Raw genomic sequence first — 16198 nt, forward strand, 5'->3', positions numbered from 1 at the left:
GCGGGCCCCCGCACGCGTGGCCTGTGCCACGGCCCGCGTACGGGAGAGTGGCCTGACCACGGTAGTGTGGAAGGCCGCGGGAGGCGGCGACGCAGCCGAGGCCGCGGCCGGGCGAGACCCACGGGACCGCACCCCGCGCGCCGCGCCGCCCGCACCACTCACAGCTCTCCCACACGCTTGGAAGCCATGTCATCGCGCCGTACTGTCTCACTCGTGACCCTGGGTTGCGCGCGTAACGAGGTCGACTCCGAGGAGCTCGCCGGCCGCCTGGCCGCCGGCGGCTGGGACCTCGTCGAGGGCGACGCCCGGGCCGACGTGACCGTGGTCAACACCTGCGGATTCATCGACGCCGCCAAACAGGACTCCATCCAGACCCTGCTGGAGGCGGCAGAGGGCGGGGGCAAGGTCGTCGCCGCCGGGTGCATGGCCGAACGCTACGGTTCCGAACTCGCCGAGTCCCTGCCCGAGGCGCAGGTCATCGGGTTCGACGACTACGCCGCCATCACCGACCGCCTCGACGACGTGGTCGACGGGCGCTCCCTGGCCCCCCACGACCCCCGCGACCGGCGCACCCTGCTGCCCATCAGCCCGGTCGAACGCGACGCCTCCCAGGTCCACGTGCCCGGCCACGCCCCCCTGGAGTCCCTGCCCGGGGCCGAGGGAACCGACCTGCCCTACCGCGCCACCGTGCCGCGCCGCCGCCTGTCCGGTGGCCCCGTCGCGAACCTCAAGATCGCCTCGGGCTGCGACAGACGGTGCACCTTCTGCGCCATCCCCGCCTTCCGCGGCGCCTACGTCTCCCGCCGGCCCGACGAGGTCGTGCTCGAGGCGCAGTGGCTGGCGAGCGAGGGCGTGCGCGAGGTCTTCCTCGTCAGCGAGAACTCGACCTCCTACGGCAAGGACCTCGGCGACGTGCGCGCGCTGGAGACCCTGCTGCCGCGCCTGGCCGCCGTCGAGGGCCTGGACCGCGTCCGGGTCAGTTACCTGCAGCCCGCCGAGGTGCGCCCCGGCCTGGTCGAGGCGCTCACCGGGACCCCCGGCGTCGTGCCCTACTTCGACCTGTCCTTCCAGCACGCCAGCGGCCCCCTGCTGCGCCGCATGCGCCGCTTCGGCGACCGCGAGCGCTTCCTGGAGCTGCTGGACACCGTGCGCGAGCGCGCCCCCGAGGCCGGCGCCCGCTCCAACTTCATCGTCGGTTTCCCCGGGGAGACCGAGGAGGAGTTCGAGGAGCTCGTCGCCTTCCTCACCGAGGCCCGCCTCGACGCCATCGGGGTGTTCGGTTACTCCGACGAGGACGGCACCGAGGCCGAAGGGCACGCCGACAAGGTGCCCCAGGAGATCGTCGACGAACGTGTGGCCCGCCTGACCGACCTGGCCAACGAGCTCATGGCCCAGCGCGCGGAGGAGCGTGTGGGCACCGACGTGAGCGTCCTGGTCGAGGCGGTCCTGGAGGACGGCGCATACGAGGGCCGCGCCGCCCACCAGGCCCCCGAGGTCGACGGCAGCACGATCCTGTACGGGGAGGACCTGGCCGTGGGCGACCTCGTGCGCGCCACCGTCCTGCAGTCCGTCGGCGCCGACCTCGTGGCCGAGCAGACCGAGGACCGCGAGGACGCCGAGGCCTCCCCCCGGACCGACGGGGAAAGCGGAGACAGATGAGCAACCACGATGCCGCGGCCTCGCCCGCTCCCCGAGTGCCGTTGTGGAACATCGCGAACGTGCTCACCGTGACCCGCCTGGTCATGGTGCCGCTCTTCGTGTGGTTCATGTTCCTGGACGGCACGGGGTGGCAGCTGGCGTCCTTCGCCGTGTTCGTGCTGGCCGCCGTCACCGACCGGGTCGACGGCGAACTGGCGCGGCGGCGCAACCTCGTCACCGACTTCGGCAAGATCGCGGACCCGATCGCCGACAAGGCCCTCACCGGCGCGGCCCTGGTCGTGCTGTCGATCCAGGGCGACCTGTGGTGGTGGGTCACCATCGCGATCCTGGCCCGCGAGTGGGGCATCACCGCCCTGCGCTTCGCGGTGATCCGCTACGGGGTCATGCCCGCGAGCCAGGGCGGGAAGCTCAAGACCGTCCTGCAGATCGTCGCGATCAGCATCTACCTGTTCCCGCTGTCCCTGCTGCCCTTCACCGGCGTCTTCGTGTGGATCGCGCACCTGACCATGGGCGCCGCGCTGGCCGTGACCCTGTGGACCGGCGCCGTCTACGTCGTCGACGCCGTGCGCCTGGCGCGCAAGAAGGGGGAGGCCTCCGCGTGAGCGAGGACGGGCGCGTCGAGCTCGCCGGGGCCGCACTGGAGGCCGCCGGCTCCGCCCACCGGGCACTGCTGGCGGCCGGCCTGACCTGCGCGACCGCGGAGTCGCTGACCGGAGGGCTCATCGGCGCCCACCTCACCGCCGTCCCCGGGGCCTCGGCCACCTACCGGGGCGGGTTCGTGACCTACGCGACCGACACCAAGGCCGCGCTCCTGTGTGTACCCGAGGACCTCCTCGCCGCCGAAGGGGCCGTGCACCCCGACGTCGCCGCGCACATGGCGCGCGGGGCCCGGCGGCTGGCCGGGGCCGACCTCGGTCTCGCCGTCACCGGGGTGGCCGGACCCGAACCCCAGGACGGCCGGCCGGTCGGCACCGTCTACGCTGCCGTGGCCGGAACCGGCCCCGAAGCACGGGTGGAGCGGTTCCGTTTCACCGGAGACCGTTCGGGTATCCGTTACCGAACGGTAGAGGGTGCGCTGGCGATCCTGGTCGCCGCGGTCCACGACGGAGTGGCCGACCACACCCGTGGCTGAGGCCTTCACCCGGCCGCCTCTGCCGTTCCGGCGGGAACAAAACCACCCCAGTGCGTGGTTCCCCCTCCAGCGAACAGGAGAACGAGAGGTGCCCGAATCGGGCGTGGGACAGGTACGCTGTTGTATATGAAGGTCGCTACCGGTGGGAGGGAGCGCGAATGATGGTCCTGCTTCGTCACCTACTGGGTGACGTGCTCAGGCGGCTCAGGCAACGCCAGGGCCGCACCCTCCGTGAGGTGTCGGCCGACGCTCGCGTATCCCTCGGATACCTGTCGGAGGTCGAGCGGGGACAGAAGGAAGCGTCTTCGGAGCTGCTCTCCTCGATCTGCACCGCGCTCGGTGTCCCGCTCTCCCAGGTACTCAGAGAGGTCTCCGACCAGCTCGCTCTCGCCGAGCTCCAGGAAGCCGCACTGCTCAGCGACTCCGTCGCATCCGAGCCCGTGCCGGCCCAGGAACTCGGCATCGACCCGGTACCGGACCGCGTTCCCCAGGTCCCCGACATGGTGGGGGTCTGAGGCCGGACCGGAACCGTCCGTACCGAGTCACCACGACCACGACGAAGGAGCCGTCCACCCCGGGGTGGACGGCTCCTTCGTGTTCACTGCTCATCTATGGGTGTGGTTGACCCAGGCCTCGGGGTCCTCGGCCAGCGAACGCACCCGCGGAGGGAGCTCGTTCGTGGCCAGGTGGTGCAGTGTGACCCCCTCCAGGATGGAGCGTTCACTGGCCCGCAGGGCGATCCACACCTGTTGCAGGCTGCGGGCTGCCCCGTCGTAGTCCACCTCCTCGGGGCGTTCCCCGCGCACGTTGGCGAGGGGACCGTCGACCGCCCTGATGATGTCTGCCAGGGAGATCTCGGCGGGGTCTCGTGCCAGCCAGTAACCGCCGACGGGCCCGCGTTGACTGCGGACCAGGCCGGCGCGACGGAGCTGGGTGAGGATGTTCTCCAGGAATTTTCCGGGGATGTCCTGTGCGCGAGCGAGCTGCTCGGCCGTCACCGGCCCGTCGGGGGAGACGGCGAGTTCTGCGGCCGCGCGGAGCGCGTAGTCGACCCGGGCTGAAAGGCGCATGCTGTGATTATGCCGTGTTCGGAAGGGCGAATGGGGCACTGATCGGTCGGCGCGGTGGCCGGACCTTCGTCGGGCTGCGGTACGGAGTGTCCGCCGGGGCGACCCGAGGGCGACCGCCGGACACTTCCAAGGGTACTTCTCCTACCGGCTCACAGGGACATGCCCAGCACACCTGCTTCGAGACAGTCCCCACGCCCCTGCGAACCTACCCGCCACGGAACGCCCGCGCGAGGGCCCCGAACCTTGGCCGTTTCCGGCCTCGGCCGGGCCCGTACGGAAGGGGCGCCGAGCCGGGGGCCGGACGTGGGGCGCAGCTTCTGGCGCCGGGCGGTCAGACGGTGGGGCTCGCGCCCTGGAGCGCGCCCTCGGCGCCCAACAGCTCGGCGGCGCTGCGGCTGTTGACGTGCGCGGCACCGTAGGTGCTCACGTACACGCCGGTCCCCGGGCGCCAGATGGGCAGCCCCATCTCCACGACGACCGCGTCGGGGCGACCCGCGAGCAGGGCGAGCACCAGGTCCCGGGCTCCCGGGTAACGGTGCGCGTCCCGCACCACGATCACCAGGTCGCGGCCGCGGGCGCGGGTGAGCAGGCCCTCCGCGGCGGCGGGGTCCGGCACGACCCGCACCGTGTCGGCGAACCAGGGCGCGAGCCCCCACGGCACCTCACCGACGGCCACACCGGGCGGGGCGTCGACCTCCACCACCAGCGGGTCGTGCGGGCGCGGGGGAGCCCCCTCGACGCGGGTGGCCCGGCGTGCGACGGACAGCCCCACACCGCCCGGGGCGGGCGCGGACGCCCGCAGCGCCGCACGCTCGCGGGCCCAGGCACGCAGCTCGGCGTTGCGCGCGGCGGCCTCCTCCAGACGCTCGCCGGACAGCCGCCCCTGCTGTACCGCCTCCACCAGGGCCGTGCGCACCGCCGCGACCTGGTCGGCGTAGACGAACCGGCCCAGGCACAGCAGATCGCACCCGGCTGCGACGGCGAGCACGCTGGCCTCGGGGATCCCGATGTCCCCGCTCACCCCCTGCATCTCCATCGCGTCGCTGACCACCGTGCCCGTGAACCCGAGTTCCTCGCGCAGGACCCGGTTGAGTACGTGGTGGTTGAGGGTCGAGGGCCCGGGGCCGCCCAGCGCCGGCATCTCGATGTGCGCGGTCAGCACCGACCGCACCCCCGCGTCCACCGCCGAACGGAACGGCCGCAGCTCGCGTTCGCGCAGCACGTCCGCCCCGGCCTCCACCCGCGGGAGCACGTGGTGGGAGTCCTGCGAGGTCGCCCCGTGCCCCGGGAAGTGCTTGGCGCAGGCCACCACCCCCGCGTCGTGCAGCCCCAGCACCGAGGCCTCCGCGTGCCGTGCCACGAGGGCGGGGTCGGCCCCGAACGAACGCGTTCCGATCACCGGGTTGTCGTCGGCGACGTTGACGTCCACCGACGGGGCCAGGTCCATGTTGAAGCCCAGGTCGGCCAGGTGGCCGCCCATCTCCCGGTGGGTGTCCCGGGTCAGCCCGGTGTCGTCGACCGCTCCCAGCGCCGCGTTGCCCGGATAGTCGCTGCCGCGCGCCTGCCCGATGCGGGTGACGTCGCCGCCCTCCTCGTCCAGGGAGATCAGCGGGGTGTCGGCGGCCTCGCCCAGACGGGCGTTCAGGGCACGGATCTGCTCCGGGCTCTCGAGGTTGTTGTGGAACAGACAGACACCCGAGACGCCGTCGGCCAACCCCTCCAGGACCCATCGTGGTGCGTGATGGGACTCGAAGGGCACCATCAGCGTGGCGTTGGCCAGACGGGCCAGTGCGGGGTCGAGCGGCATCGCGAACTCCGTTCGGTGATCAGGCGGGTGCCCGTTCGGGCAGACGTGAGCGGGACACGGCGGCGCGGTCGTGCCGGAGCGCACCGGCCCCGGCCGGGGGCTCAGCCCTTGACCGCGCCCATGGTCAGGCCGGAGACCATCCGGCGTTGGACGAACAGGAAGAAGATCATCACGGGCACGGTCAGCAGGGTCGAGGCGGCCATGATGGAGCCCCACTCGACCGAGACCGCCCCGAAGTAGTACTGGAGCGAGATCGGCAGCGTGAACGCACCGGTGTTGTTCTGCAGGAACGTGAAGGCGACGAGGAACTCGTTCCACGCGGTGATGAAGGCGAAGATGCTCGCCGCCCCCAGCCCGGGCGCGACCAGCGGCATGAGGATGCGCCAGAAGATCGTCCACCCGCTGGCCCCGTCGATGGCGGCGGCCTCCTCCAGGGACTTGGGCACCGCGGCCACGAAGTTGCGGATCATCAGGATCGTGATCGGCAGTGCCACCGCCACGTAGACCACGAACACCCCGGAGAGGTTGTTGACCAGCTCCATGTCCAGGGTCCGGCCCAGGTGGAAGAAGTTGACGAACAGCGAGATGATCAGCGCCTCGACCGGCACCATCTGGATGACCATGAGCATCATGATGAAGGCGCTGCGCAGCGAGAACCGGAAACGCGCCACGGCCACCGCAGCCAGCAGCGAGACCAGCGCCGCCACGGTCACCGATCCCACGGTCACGATGAGGCTGTTGGTGAGGAAGGACCAGAACGAGGCGCCCGGGATCAGCACCCCCGACAGCACCCGTTCGAAGTGCTCCAGGGTGAGTTCGCCCGGGAACAGCGTGGGTTCGCGCGTGAAGATCTCCCCGGTCGGGCGCAGCGCCGTGGCCAGCACCCAGTACACGGGGAAGACGGCGAAGAGGAACACGGCGAGCGCGGCGGCGTACATCCACACCCGCCCGAGGATCCGGCGGACCCGGTAGCGGTCGTTCATCGGGCCTCCTCCTGGCGGATCATCACACGCAGGTAGTACGCGCTGATGGCGAGCACCAGGACGGTCATGATCACCGCGATCGCCGATCCCATCCCGTAGTTGGGCGGGGTCGAGGCGAAACCGAGCTGGTAGATGTAGGTCGGGATGAGGGCGACGTCCCGGTTGGAGACCCCGCCGGCGAGGATGAACAGCTGGGTGAAGATCCGGAAGTCCCAGATGATCTGCAGCACCAGGAGCAGGGCGAACAGCGGGCGCAGCATCGGGAAGGTGACGTTCCAGAAGGCCTTCCAGGCGCCGGCCCCGTCGATGCGTACGGCCTCGTACAGCTCACCGGGGATCGACTTGAGCCCGGCCAGGATGCTGATGGCCACGAACGGGAACGACTGCCAGACCACCGTCACCACGAGGATGGGGAACAGGGTCCCGGGTGAGCCGAACCAGTTGAAGTCCTGCCAGCCGCCGCCCACGAGCCAGTCCGGCAGCGTGCTCAATACGGCGTTGACCAGCCCGTAGCGGGTATCGAACAGCCACCGGTAGACGATGGCGGCGCTGATGACGGGGGTGGCCCAGGCCAGCATCAGGCCCAGCCCGAGCACGGTCGAGGCCCAGGCCGGGAGCTTGTGCATGAGGATGCCCACGAGGGTGCCCAGCACCATCGTCAGCACCACCATGGCCAGGCAGACCACGATCGTGTTCCGGAAGATCTCCCAGAAGCGTTCGTCGGTCAGCACGTTCAGGTAGTGGGCGAAGGAGTTCCACTCGGCCGGCTGTCCCTGGAGCTGGTGGAGGCCGTAGCCGTGCAGCGACATCCAGACCATCTGGAGGATCGGCCACAGCAGCACCAGCGCCAGGATCACCAGGGCCGGGAGGATCAGCAGGTAGGGGATCATGCGGCGGCGTCTGTACGCCGTGAGCCGGGCCGAGGCGCGGCTCCGCTCTTCGGGGGGCTCGGGGACCACGGCTGGTCCCGCGGGTCGGTTCATGGGCGATCTCACCTGGCGTCGTTCGGGGGCGGCCGGCGGGCGGCCGCCCCGTCGGGGGGTGTGCCGCGCGGGGCGGCCTCCTGGCGCTTACTCGTCCGTCGGGCGGTTGAGCGCCTCGGTGAGTTCCTCGTTGAGTTCGGGCAGCACGTCGTCGGCGTCCTCGCCCTCGGCCAGGCGCTCGACGGCGTTCTGGACCGTGGCCAGCTCCCACTGGACGTGGCCCCAGTTGGGGGTGTCGGGGAAGAGCCGCAGGTCGCCGGTGGCCTGGGTGGCGGCGCCGGACTGCACCGGGTCCTCCTGGAAGGTGTCGCTCTCCAGCACGTCCTCGAACGTGGGGAACATGGACGCGATCTCGTTGTAGGGGACCGCGTTCTCCTTGCTGTTGAGCGTGGTGATGTAGTCGAAGGCGGCCTCGGGGTGCTCGGATGTGCCCCACACGGCCAGGTCGGAGCCGCCGCCGAAGGCCGGGGCCATGCCGTCGACCCCGGGGATGGGGACGGTGGCCCAGTGCTCGGAGTGCTCGTCGTTGATGTCGGCGATCTGGTCGGCGGCCCAGGGTCCGTCGATGAACATGCCGACCTCGCGGTTGGCGAAGTCCGCGTGGGCGCACTCGACCTCGTCGATGCCCACGCAGGCGCTGGGGGAGTGGCCCTCGGTGATCAGGTCGGCGTAGAACTCCAGGCCCTCGGCGGTCTCGGGGGAGTCGAGCTCGCCGGCCCACTCGTCGCCGTCCTCCACGGCGAACTCGCCGCCGGCGGCCCACACGAAGCTGCCGATGCCGTTGACGAAGTCGGTGGGCGCGGCCATCCCGGGGATGTCGTACTCGTCCTGGAGGGCGTCGGCGACCTCGATGAGCTCGTCCCAGGTCTCGGGCGGCTCGTGGCCGATCTCCTCGAGCTGGTCGGTATTGTACCAGAGGGCGCGTACGCCGCTGTACCACGGGACGGTGTACTGGGCGTCGTCGAAGGTGCCGTTGGCGTAGGCGGACTCCAGGAGGTCGTCGCGGTCCTCCCAGTCCTCGGCCAGGTCGGAGACGTCGTAGAGGGCGCCGGAGTCGGCCCAGGTGGCGACCTGGTCGTTGCCGATCTCGACCACGTCGGGGCCGCCGCTGACCATGGCGGTCTGGAACCGCTGGGAGAACTCGCCCCACGGGATCCACTGGATGTCGACCTCGGTGTCGGGGTAGAGCTCCTGGTACTGCCCGGTGACCTCGTCCATGAACTCGTTCTGGTCCGCGCTGGCATCACCCATGCGCCACACGGTGAGGGTGTCGGGTGCCTCGCCGGAACCCGCGCCGTCGTCGGAACCTCCGCCGCAGGCCGCGGCCAACAGCACCACGGCGCCGGCCGCGGCGATCCTGGGGAACCTCATGTGTACCTCTCTCCCTTCGCGCGGCCGGCTGGGGCGGGCCGACCGTGCACGAGCCGACCTGGGACCATGGGGGAGGTCCGGGGGGCTCGACGTCCGTATGGGGTGTGTGCTGGGATTTGCACGTTGTCCGCCCCGCCGGTTGGACCGGGAGGGTCTGAACGCCGCCGTCGTGGGAGAAGCGCCGTGCGGACCTACCGGGACGTGACCTCCTGTGAGGTTGTGAGTTAAATTAACAGGAAACTTTCCTAATAAAAACAGGGTGAGGTATCACGGTTATGTCTCAACGTCCGGGCACTCCCAGGCTGCTCCGCCAGCTCAACGACCGGGCGGCGCTGGAGTTGCTCCTGACGTCAGGTCCGCTGACCCGGACCCAGCTCGGCACCCACACGGGGCTGTCCAAGGTCACCGCCTCCCAGCTCCTCGCCCGGCTGGAGGAACGCGACCTCGTACGGGTCGTGGGCAGCAAGGCCGGCGGGCGCGGACCCAACGCCGCGCTGTACGCGGTCGTGCCCGAGAGCGCCTACGTCGCCGCCCTCGACGTCAGCGCCCAGCGCGTGACCGCCACCATCGCCGACATCACCGGCGAGGTCGTGGCCGACGTCAGCGTCGACCCCACGACCTCCGACGACCCGGTCACCCTCGTGCACACCGCCGTGCGCCGCCTCGTCGAGACCGCCGGGGTGCCGCTCGACAAGCTCCGCGCGTGTGTCATCGGCACGCCCGGCGTCGTCGACCCGCGCACCGGCGACATCCGGTTCTCCTTCGACCTCATGTCCTGGCACGAGGGGATCCTGGAGGCCCTGCGCGCCGACCTGGAACGGTCGGTGATGATCGAGAACGACGTGAACCTGGCCGCCCTGGCCGAGCACGCCGAGGGCGCCGCCGAAGGGGTCCCGGAGTTCGTGCTCATCTGGCTCAGCGCCGCCGGCGGCGTGGGCATGTCCACCATGATCGACGGGCGCATCCACCGCGGGCGTTCGGGCGGCGCGGGCGAGATCGGCTACCTGCCGGTGCCCGGCGCGCCCCTGCCGACCGACGTCGGGCTCTCCGGCGGCTACGAGTCGCTGCAGGACGACGGCGCCCGCGAACTCCCGCACGGGTTCCAGGCCCTGGTCAAGGCCGGGCAGGTCGTGAAGCTGGCCGCGGAGCACGGGATCACCGGTGAGGACGTCACCGACGTGGTGCGCTCGGCCGCCGAGGCCGACACCCCCGAGGCCGGAGCGTTCCTGGACGCCTTCGCCGAGCGGTTGGCCCGCGGCGTCGCCGCCGTCAGCGTGGTGCTCGACCCGGGGCTCGTGGTGCTGGGCGGCGACGTGGCCCGCGCCGGCGGGACCAAGCTGGCCGAACGGGTGCAGGCCGCGACCGCGCGCATCGCACCCAACGGGACCGAGGTCGGGGCCGGCCGCGTCGAGGGCAGCCCCGTGGTGCGCGGCGCACTGCTGCACGCGCTGGAACGCGCCCGCGACGAGGTCTTCTCCTCCACCGTCTGACGGGGGCCGAGCCCTTCGCCCGAGCCCCGGCGCCCTCACCCGCCGGTGCTCGGGTGTGCGGCTACCGGGGTTCGAAGGAGTCGAAGACGTGCTCCCGGACCCCGGCGTAGTCGTCGGCGGCCTCGGCCGGAAGGTTGAAGAGGACGTTGTAGTTCTCCTCCCCGCCGACGGACACGGTCCAGGCGGGACCGGGACCGGTCAGACCTCGCGGCGCATCACGACCCGCGGGGCCACCCGGATCGGCGCCTCGTCCTCCCACAGGCGGTGCAGCTGCGGGCCCCACTCGGCCTCGGGCACCTCCCGGAACCCGCGGCGCGCGTACCAGGGGCCGTTCCACGACAGGTCGCGGAAGGTCGTCAGGGTCACCGCCCGGCGGCCCTGCGCGCGGGCGCGGGCGCACACCTCCTCGAGCAGGCGGGAGCCCACGCCCCGGCGCCCCACCGCAGGGTCCACCGCCAGCTCCTCCAGGTGGAGCGCCCCGTCGACCGTGCCCACGGCGGCCGAGCCCAGGACCCGGCCGGTCCCGGGGTCCTCGGCGACCAGCACCGCCTCGGCGTGGTCGAACGTCTCCTCCGGATCGTCGGGCGGCAGCTCGATCCCCGCGTCGGCGAACATCCGGCCCGCAGCCAGGTTCACCTCGGCCAGAGCCCCGGTGTCCTCCGACCGCATCTCCCGCACCCGCACCTGCATCCCAGCACCCCCGTGTTCCGACCGTTCCCGCGTCCTTCGTACCGTGCCCCGGGCCCCGGAACCAGTGCTTTTCCGCGCCCGGCCGGGGATCAGCGGCGCAGGCGCAGACCCTTGGGGCTCACGTGGAAACCGGCCGCGACGAGGGCGGAGTCCAACGGCGTCCCGAACACCTCGCCGCCGTCGGCCTTGTCCACCGTGACCGAGTCCGGACCCCGCTCGCGCACCGCCGCCACCAGCGCCCGCGCCGCACGCTCCAGCAGCGCGGGCGGGGCACCGAACGTCGACGCCGTGCCCGACGACAACCGCAGGTACAGCGTCGGCTCGCCCCCGTCCAGCACCACCAGCGCCCGCGCGGACGCCGACGGGCTCGACTCGCCCGCGGACGGCCACTTCAACAGGCGCCCGTACGGGTTGGCCGGGTCGCTCGCCGCCAGCACCACCGGCTCCGACGGCCCGCCCGGGCCCTCGCCGGCGAGCGGGCGCAGCCGGTCCACCGCCCCCGGTGAGGCGAACTGCGCACCGCCCAGGCCCTCGACGAAGTAACCCCGCCGCACCCGGCCGGACTCCTCCAGCGAACGCAGGACCTGGTACTCCTCCCGGCCCAGGCCGCCGCCCCGCTCGCCCGGCGCCAGCAGGCCGTAGGCGTCCAGCCGGGCCTCCACCCGCGCGAGCACCCGCCGCGTGGGGTCGGGCTCCGGTTCGGGCAGCAGCGACCACCGCCCCGCCGCCGTGGGCGGGCCCGACCGCGACGGCATCACCGGGCGCGACCGGCGCCCGCCCCGCGAGGGGGTCCGCCTCCGCGCCGCCGGGGAACCCGAGCCCAACCGCACCCGCAGCGGGGCCATCGAGTCGTTGGTGGCCCGGGCCGCCCACACCAGCTCCCACAGCGCCCGCACCAGATCCCCGTCGGAGACCGTCGTGTCCACCGCGCGCGCCACCCGGTCGGAGACGTCACGGAAGAACATCCCGCCCCCGCCCGAGAGCACCTCCAGGACCGCCGCGGCCACGTCGTCCCCCTCCGGCAGCGGTGCCGGGTCCGGCAACAGCAACGGTGCCTCGTCGGCCGGGACCAGATACACCCGCCCGTCGCCCCCGGGCAGCTCGCCCGCCCCGGCCCACACCACCTCGCCGGCCTGCGTGAGCTCGTCCAACAACGCCGGGGTGTACCCCTCGACCCGGGACGGCAGCACCGAGGTCTCCAGCTCCGAGGCGAGCACCGCCTCCCCGCGCAACGCCTCCACCGCCGAGAACACCGCGTCCGGCCCCCGCAACCGCTCGCCCGGAACCGCGTTCTGCCACAGCGGCACGAACCGGGCCAGGACCGCGGGCGCCACCGGCTCGGCCTCACCCCGCAAGCGGGCGATCGACCCCCGGCGGAGACGGCGCAGCACCTCGGTCCCGCACCACTCCTCGCCCCGGCCACCCGGACGGAACCCGCCGCGGGTCACCCGCCCGTCCGCCGCCAGCGACCGCAGCACACCCTCCACGACGTCCTCCGGCAGCCCCCACCGCCGCGCCGCCTCACCCGACGTGAACGGCCCGTGCGTGCGCGCGTACCGCGACACCAGATCCCCGCGCGGGTCGGCCACCGGTTCCAGGAACGCCGCCGGGATCCCCTCCGGCAACACCGCACCGGCCCCGTCCCGCAACCGGGCGGCGTCCTCGACCGCGGCCCAGCGCTCCTCACCGCCGACCCGCACCCGGAACACCCGTCCCTGCTCGGCCAACCCCGCCAACCACCCCGGGTCGGCCCCGCGCTCGACCGCCTCCTCCGTGCTCAGCGGCCCCACCTCGCGCAACAGGTCGGCCAGGGCCTCCGAACCCGGAACCGGGGCGTCCAGCCGCTGCAGCCCCGCCTCGACCTCCTCCACCACCCGCGGGTCCAGCAGCTCCCGCAGGTCGGCCTCGCCCAACAGGTCCCGCAGCAGCGACGTGTCCAGCGTCAAAGCCTGCGCCCGCGACTCCGCCGCTGGGGCGTCGCCCTCGTACAGGAACGCCGCCGTGTAGTCCATCAACAGCGAGCGTGCGAACGGCGACGGGTGATCGGTACGCACCTCCACCACGCGTGTGCGCCGCTCCCGGATCGACCGGAGGACCTCCACCAGCGCCGGAACGTCGAACACGTCCCGCAGGCACTCGCGCACCGTCTCCAACACGATCGGGAACGACCCGTACTGCCCAGCCACCGACAACAGGTGCTGCGAGCGCAACCGCTGCTGCCACAACGGCATCCGCCGGTCGGGACGCTGGCGCGGCAGCAGCAGCGCCCGGGCCGCGCACTCCCGGAACCTGGCCGCGAACAGCGCCGACCCGGTCAGCTCCTGCGTCACCAGGTCGGTCACCGCGTCCGGGTCCAACGACACCAGGTCCGCCAGCTCCCGCGAGAGCGCGCCCGGATCGTGCTCGACGTCGGGCAGGCGCAGCACGATCCCGTCGTCGCCGTGCACCGCCTGCGCGTCCACCCCGAACCGCTCCCGCAACCGGGACCCCAGCGCCAGCGCCCACGGCGCGTGCACGCGAGCCCCCAACGGCGAGTGCACCACCACCCGCCAGTCGCCCACCTGGTCGCGGAAGTGCTCGACCACCACCGTGCGGTCGTCGGGCACCTCCCCGGTCGCCTCGCGCTGCTCCGACAGGTAACCCAGCAGGTTGTCTGCGGCCCAGGTGTCCAACCCCGACCCCTCGGCCCACCCCCGCGCCTCGTCGGGTTCGGCCGCGGCCAGCTCGCGCACCGTCGCGCCCACCGCACGCCCCAGCTCCGCCGGGCGCCCCTGCGAGTCGGCCTTCCAGAACGGCATCCGACCCGGGCGCCCCGGCGCGGGGGAGACCATGACCCGGTCGGCGGTGATCGCGTCGATGCGCCACGACGTCGACCCCAGCACGAAGACGTCGCCCACCCGCGACTCGTAGACCATCTCCTCGTCCAGCTCACCCACCCGCGTGGGCGCGCGGCCGCTGCCCGAACCGGACAGGTGCACACCGTACAGACCGCGGTCGGGGATGGTCCCGCCGCTGATCACCGCCAGCCGCTGCGCACCCGGCCGCGACCGCAGCACGTCGGCGTCGCGGTCCCACACCACCCGCGGCCGCAGCTCCGCGAACTCGTCGGAGGGGTAACGGCCCGACACCATGTCCAGCACCGACTCCAGAACCCCGTCGGTGATCTCCGCGAAGGGAGCCGCGCCCCGCACGGTCTCCGCCAGCCCGGCCACCGTCCACTCGTCCATCGCGACCATCGCCACGATCTGTTGCGCGAGCACGTCGAGCGGGTTGGAGGGCATCGACAGTTCCTCGATCGCCCCCTCGCGCATACGCCCGGTCACCACCGTCGTCGCGAGCAGGTCGCCCCGGAACTGCGGCAGGAACACCCCGCGCGAGGTCTCGCCGACCTGGTGCCCGGCCCGCCCCACGCGCTGCAGGCCGCTCGCCACCGACGGGGGCGACGACACCTGGACCACCAGGTCGACCGCGCCCATGTCCACACCCAGCTCCAGGCTCGACGTGGCCACCACACAGGGCAGGCGCCCGGCCTTGAGGTCGTCCTCGATGATCTCCCGCTCGGCCTTGGACATCGACCCGTGGTGGGCGCGCGCCACGACCGCCTCCGCGCCCCGGCTCTGGCCCGCCTGCCCGATGACCAGCGCCGTCATCTCCTCGTCCGGCAGCTCCACCCCGAGGCGATCCGCGTGCAGGTCGTTCAGGCGCGCACACAGGCGCTCGGCCGTGCGCCGCCCGTTGGTGAACACGATCGTGGACCGGTGTTCGAGCACCAGGTCGAGCACCCGACGCTCCAGGTGCGGCCACACCGAACCCCGGCTCATACCCTGCTCGCCCGAGCGCGCGTCACGGCCGGCGGCGGGGTCGGGCGCCTCGCCGGGCTCCTCCAGGTCCGGGACGGGCGCCTCCACCCGCAGGTCCATCGACGGGCGGTCCGGGGGAGCCACCACCTGCGCCCCGCCCAGGAAGCGGGCCACGACCTCGCGCGGGCGCACCGTCGCCGACAGCCCGATGCGCTGGGGCGGGTGCTCGGTCAGCGCACCCAACCGCTCCAGGCTCAGCGCCAGGTGCGCGCCCCGTTTGGTGCCGGCCAGGGCGTGCACCTCGTCGACGATGACGGTCTCGACGCCCGCCAGCCCTTCCCGGGCCCGCGAGGTCAGCACGAGGAACAGCGACTCCGGGGTCGTGATGAGCACGTCCGGCGGGTGCGTGGACATCCGGCGGCGTTCCTGGGCCGGGGTGTCCCCGGTGCGCACCCCCACGGTGACGGGGGAGACCTCCTGACCGGAGGCCTGCGCCTCGGTCAGGATGCCCGCCAGCGGGGCACGCAGGTTGCGTTCGATGTCCACGGCCAGGGCCTTGAGCGGGGACACGTACAGCACCCGGCACCGGCGCGCGCGGTCCTCGGGCACCGGCTCGGCCACCAGCCGGTCCAGCGACCACAGGAAGGCCGACAGCGTCTTGCCCGAACCCGTGGGCGCCACGACCAGGGTGTCCTCACCCCGGGAGATGGCGTCCCACGCCTGGTGCTGCGCGGGCGTGGCCCCGTCGGGGAAGGCGTACTCGAACCAGGTGCGGGTGGCCGGCCCGAACCGTTCCAGAGGGTCGCTGCTCATCGGGCCAGTGTGACCCGCGCCCCCGACATTCGTCAGCAGGGCCGGGGCGGACGCGCCGATCACCGATACTGGGGCCGATGCGACTCACGCTCTTCTGGAACAACATGCACACACAGTTCGGCGAGGCCTACGCCGAGAGCCTCGCCAAGGACTACGTCATCGAACAGCTCGGCTCGCGCACGGTGGAGCAGGCCCTGGCCGACGGCGTCTCGGCCAAGGAGGTCTGGAGGGCGGTGTGTGACGCGTTCGACCTTCCGGCCTCGGCCCGCTGAGCGGGACGGCCCGTGGTGCCGCCTTCCCCGAACCACATGGAGTTCGCACGGTAATCGAACAGGGGTTCGGGTAGTGTGGGTTGTCCACAGGCGGACGCCGAGCGTCGAGTTTTGTCGTACCGAGCGCG

13 protein-coding genes are annotated in these 16198 nt (G+C 72.6%); 6 read left to right on the plus strand and 7 right to left on the minus strand.

Annotated features, from left to right (window positions below):
• Positions 1-186: 186 nt before the first annotated feature.
• The 4 genes from rimO (at position 187) to IDM40_RS22370 (ending at position 3306) form a co-directional block, all read left to right on the plus strand.
• On the plus strand, positions 187-1659 hold the full coding sequence (rimO, locus tag IDM40_RS22355; RefSeq protein WP_193124011.1) for a 30S ribosomal protein S12 methylthiotransferase RimO: 1473 nt from the start codon (positions 187-189) through the stop codon (positions 1657-1659).
• A complete protein-coding gene (gene pgsA / locus IDM40_RS22360; protein ID WP_193124012.1) occupies positions 1656-2261 on the plus strand; it encodes a CDP-diacylglycerol--glycerol-3-phosphate 3-phosphatidyltransferase in 606 nt (201 codons plus the stop codon). The genes rimO and pgsA overlap by 4 nt, the downstream gene beginning before the upstream one ends.
• Positions 2258-2791: a CinA family protein gene (locus IDM40_RS22365; RefSeq protein WP_193124013.1), complete on the plus strand. Its 534-nt coding sequence runs from the start codon at positions 2258-2260 to the stop codon at positions 2789-2791. The genes pgsA and IDM40_RS22365 overlap by 4 nt, the downstream gene beginning before the upstream one ends.
• A 158-nt stretch (positions 2792-2949) precedes the next feature.
• Positions 2950-3306, plus strand: a complete 357-nt coding sequence (locus IDM40_RS22370) for a helix-turn-helix domain-containing protein (protein WP_193124014.1) — start codon at positions 2950-2952, stop codon at positions 3304-3306.
• 90 nt (positions 3307-3396) lie between these two features.
• On the opposite strand, the gene IDM40_RS22375 is transcribed toward IDM40_RS22370, so the two are convergent.
• The 5 genes from IDM40_RS22375 to IDM40_RS22395 all read right to left on the minus strand — a co-directional run bounded on the left by IDM40_RS22375 (position 3397) and on the right by IDM40_RS22395 (position 9005).
• Positions 3397-3861, minus strand: a complete 465-nt coding sequence (locus IDM40_RS22375) for an RrF2 family transcriptional regulator (RefSeq protein WP_193124015.1) — start codon at positions 3859-3861, stop codon at positions 3397-3399.
• A gap of 331 nt (positions 3862-4192) precedes the next feature.
• Entirely contained in the window at positions 4193-5668 is a 1476-nt protein-coding gene (locus IDM40_RS22380; protein ID WP_193124016.1) for a glycoside hydrolase family 3 protein, read from the minus strand.
• Positions 5669-5769: 101 nt separating this feature from the next.
• On the minus strand, positions 5770-6651 hold the full coding sequence (locus tag IDM40_RS22385; protein ID WP_193124017.1) for a carbohydrate ABC transporter permease: 882 nt from the start codon (positions 6649-6651) through the stop codon (positions 5770-5772).
• Positions 6648-7634: a carbohydrate ABC transporter permease gene (locus tag IDM40_RS22390; RefSeq protein ID WP_193124018.1), complete on the minus strand. Its 987-nt coding sequence runs from the start codon at positions 7632-7634 to the stop codon at positions 6648-6650. Before IDM40_RS22390 ends, IDM40_RS22385 begins: the two co-directional genes overlap by 4 nt.
• Positions 7635-7721: 87 nt before the next feature.
• Positions 7722-9005: an extracellular solute-binding protein gene (locus IDM40_RS22395; RefSeq protein ID WP_193124019.1), complete on the minus strand. Its 1284-nt coding sequence runs from the start codon at positions 9003-9005 to the stop codon at positions 7722-7724.
• Between the two features lie 275 nt (positions 9006-9280).
• Here IDM40_RS22395 and IDM40_RS22400 point away from each other — a divergent pair, with 275 nt between their 5' ends.
• The gene (locus tag IDM40_RS22400) at positions 9281-10495 is read left to right on the plus strand and encodes an ROK family transcriptional regulator (RefSeq protein WP_193124020.1); all 1215 of its coding nucleotides are present in this window, start codon (positions 9281-9283) and stop codon (positions 10493-10495) included.
• 198 nt (positions 10496-10693) lie between these two features.
• Here IDM40_RS22400 and IDM40_RS22405 read toward each other — a convergent pair whose 3' ends face one another.
• Both IDM40_RS22405 and IDM40_RS22410 read right to left on the minus strand, forming a co-directional pair.
• A complete protein-coding gene (locus IDM40_RS22405) occupies positions 10694-11185 on the minus strand; it encodes a GNAT family N-acetyltransferase (RefSeq protein ID WP_193124021.1) in 492 nt (163 codons plus the stop codon).
• 89 nt (positions 11186-11274) lie between these two features.
• On the minus strand, positions 11275-15798 hold the full coding sequence (locus tag IDM40_RS22410) for an ATP-dependent helicase (RefSeq protein ID WP_193124022.1): 4524 nt from the start codon (positions 15796-15798) through the stop codon (positions 11275-11277).
• Between the two features lie 77 nt (positions 15799-15875).
• Between IDM40_RS22410 and IDM40_RS22415 the strand changes: the two genes are divergently transcribed.
• Positions 15876-16070 (plus strand): DUF3046 domain-containing protein, encoded by a 195-nt coding sequence (locus tag IDM40_RS22415; protein WP_193124023.1) that lies wholly within the window; start codon positions 15876-15878, stop codon positions 16068-16070.
• The last annotated feature ends 128 nt before the right edge of the window (positions 16071-16198 follow it).

The sequence above is a fragment of the Nocardiopsis coralli genome (assembly GCF_014892575.1).
In the GTDB taxonomy this organism is placed as follows: Bacteria; Actinomycetota; Actinomycetes; order Streptosporangiales; family Streptosporangiaceae; genus Nocardiopsis; species Nocardiopsis coralli.

Excerpts from the sequence above, each read along its gene's own strand:
- rimO (WP_193124011.1), top strand. The coding sequence starts at position 187 with ATGTCATCGCGCCGTACTGTCTCACTCGTGACCCTGGGTTGCGCGCGT.
- pgsA (WP_193124012.1), top strand. The coding sequence starts at position 1,656 with ATGAGCAACCACGATGCCGCGGCCTCGCCCGCTCCCCGAGTGCCGTTG.
- IDM40_RS22370 (WP_193124014.1), top strand. The coding sequence starts at position 2,950 with ATGATGGTCCTGCTTCGTCACCTACTGGGTGACGTGCTCAGGCGGCTC.
- IDM40_RS22375 (WP_193124015.1), bottom strand. The coding sequence starts at position 3,861 with ATGCGCCTTTCAGCCCGGGTCGACTACGCGCTCCGCGCGGCCGCAGAA.
- IDM40_RS22380 (WP_193124016.1), bottom strand. The coding sequence starts at position 5,668 with ATGCCGCTCGACCCCGCACTGGCCCGTCTGGCCAACGCCACGCTGATG.
- IDM40_RS22385 (WP_193124017.1), bottom strand. The coding sequence starts at position 6,651 with ATGAACGACCGCTACCGGGTCCGCCGGATCCTCGGGCGGGTGTGGATG.
- IDM40_RS22390 (WP_193124018.1), bottom strand. The coding sequence starts at position 7,634 with ATGAACCGACCCGCGGGACCAGCCGTGGTCCCCGAGCCCCCCGAAGAG.
- IDM40_RS22395 (WP_193124019.1), bottom strand. The coding sequence starts at position 9,005 with ATGAGGTTCCCCAGGATCGCCGCGGCCGGCGCCGTGGTGCTGTTGGCC.
- IDM40_RS22400 (WP_193124020.1), top strand. The coding sequence starts at position 9,281 with ATGTCTCAACGTCCGGGCACTCCCAGGCTGCTCCGCCAGCTCAACGAC.
- IDM40_RS22405 (WP_193124021.1), bottom strand. The coding sequence starts at position 11,185 with ATGCAGGTGCGGGTGCGGGAGATGCGGTCGGAGGACACCGGGGCTCTG.
- IDM40_RS22410 (WP_193124022.1), bottom strand. The coding sequence starts at position 15,798 with ATGAGCAGCGACCCTCTGGAACGGTTCGGGCCGGCCACCCGCACCTGG.
- IDM40_RS22415 (WP_193124023.1), top strand. The coding sequence starts at position 15,876 with ATGCGACTCACGCTCTTCTGGAACAACATGCACACACAGTTCGGCGAG.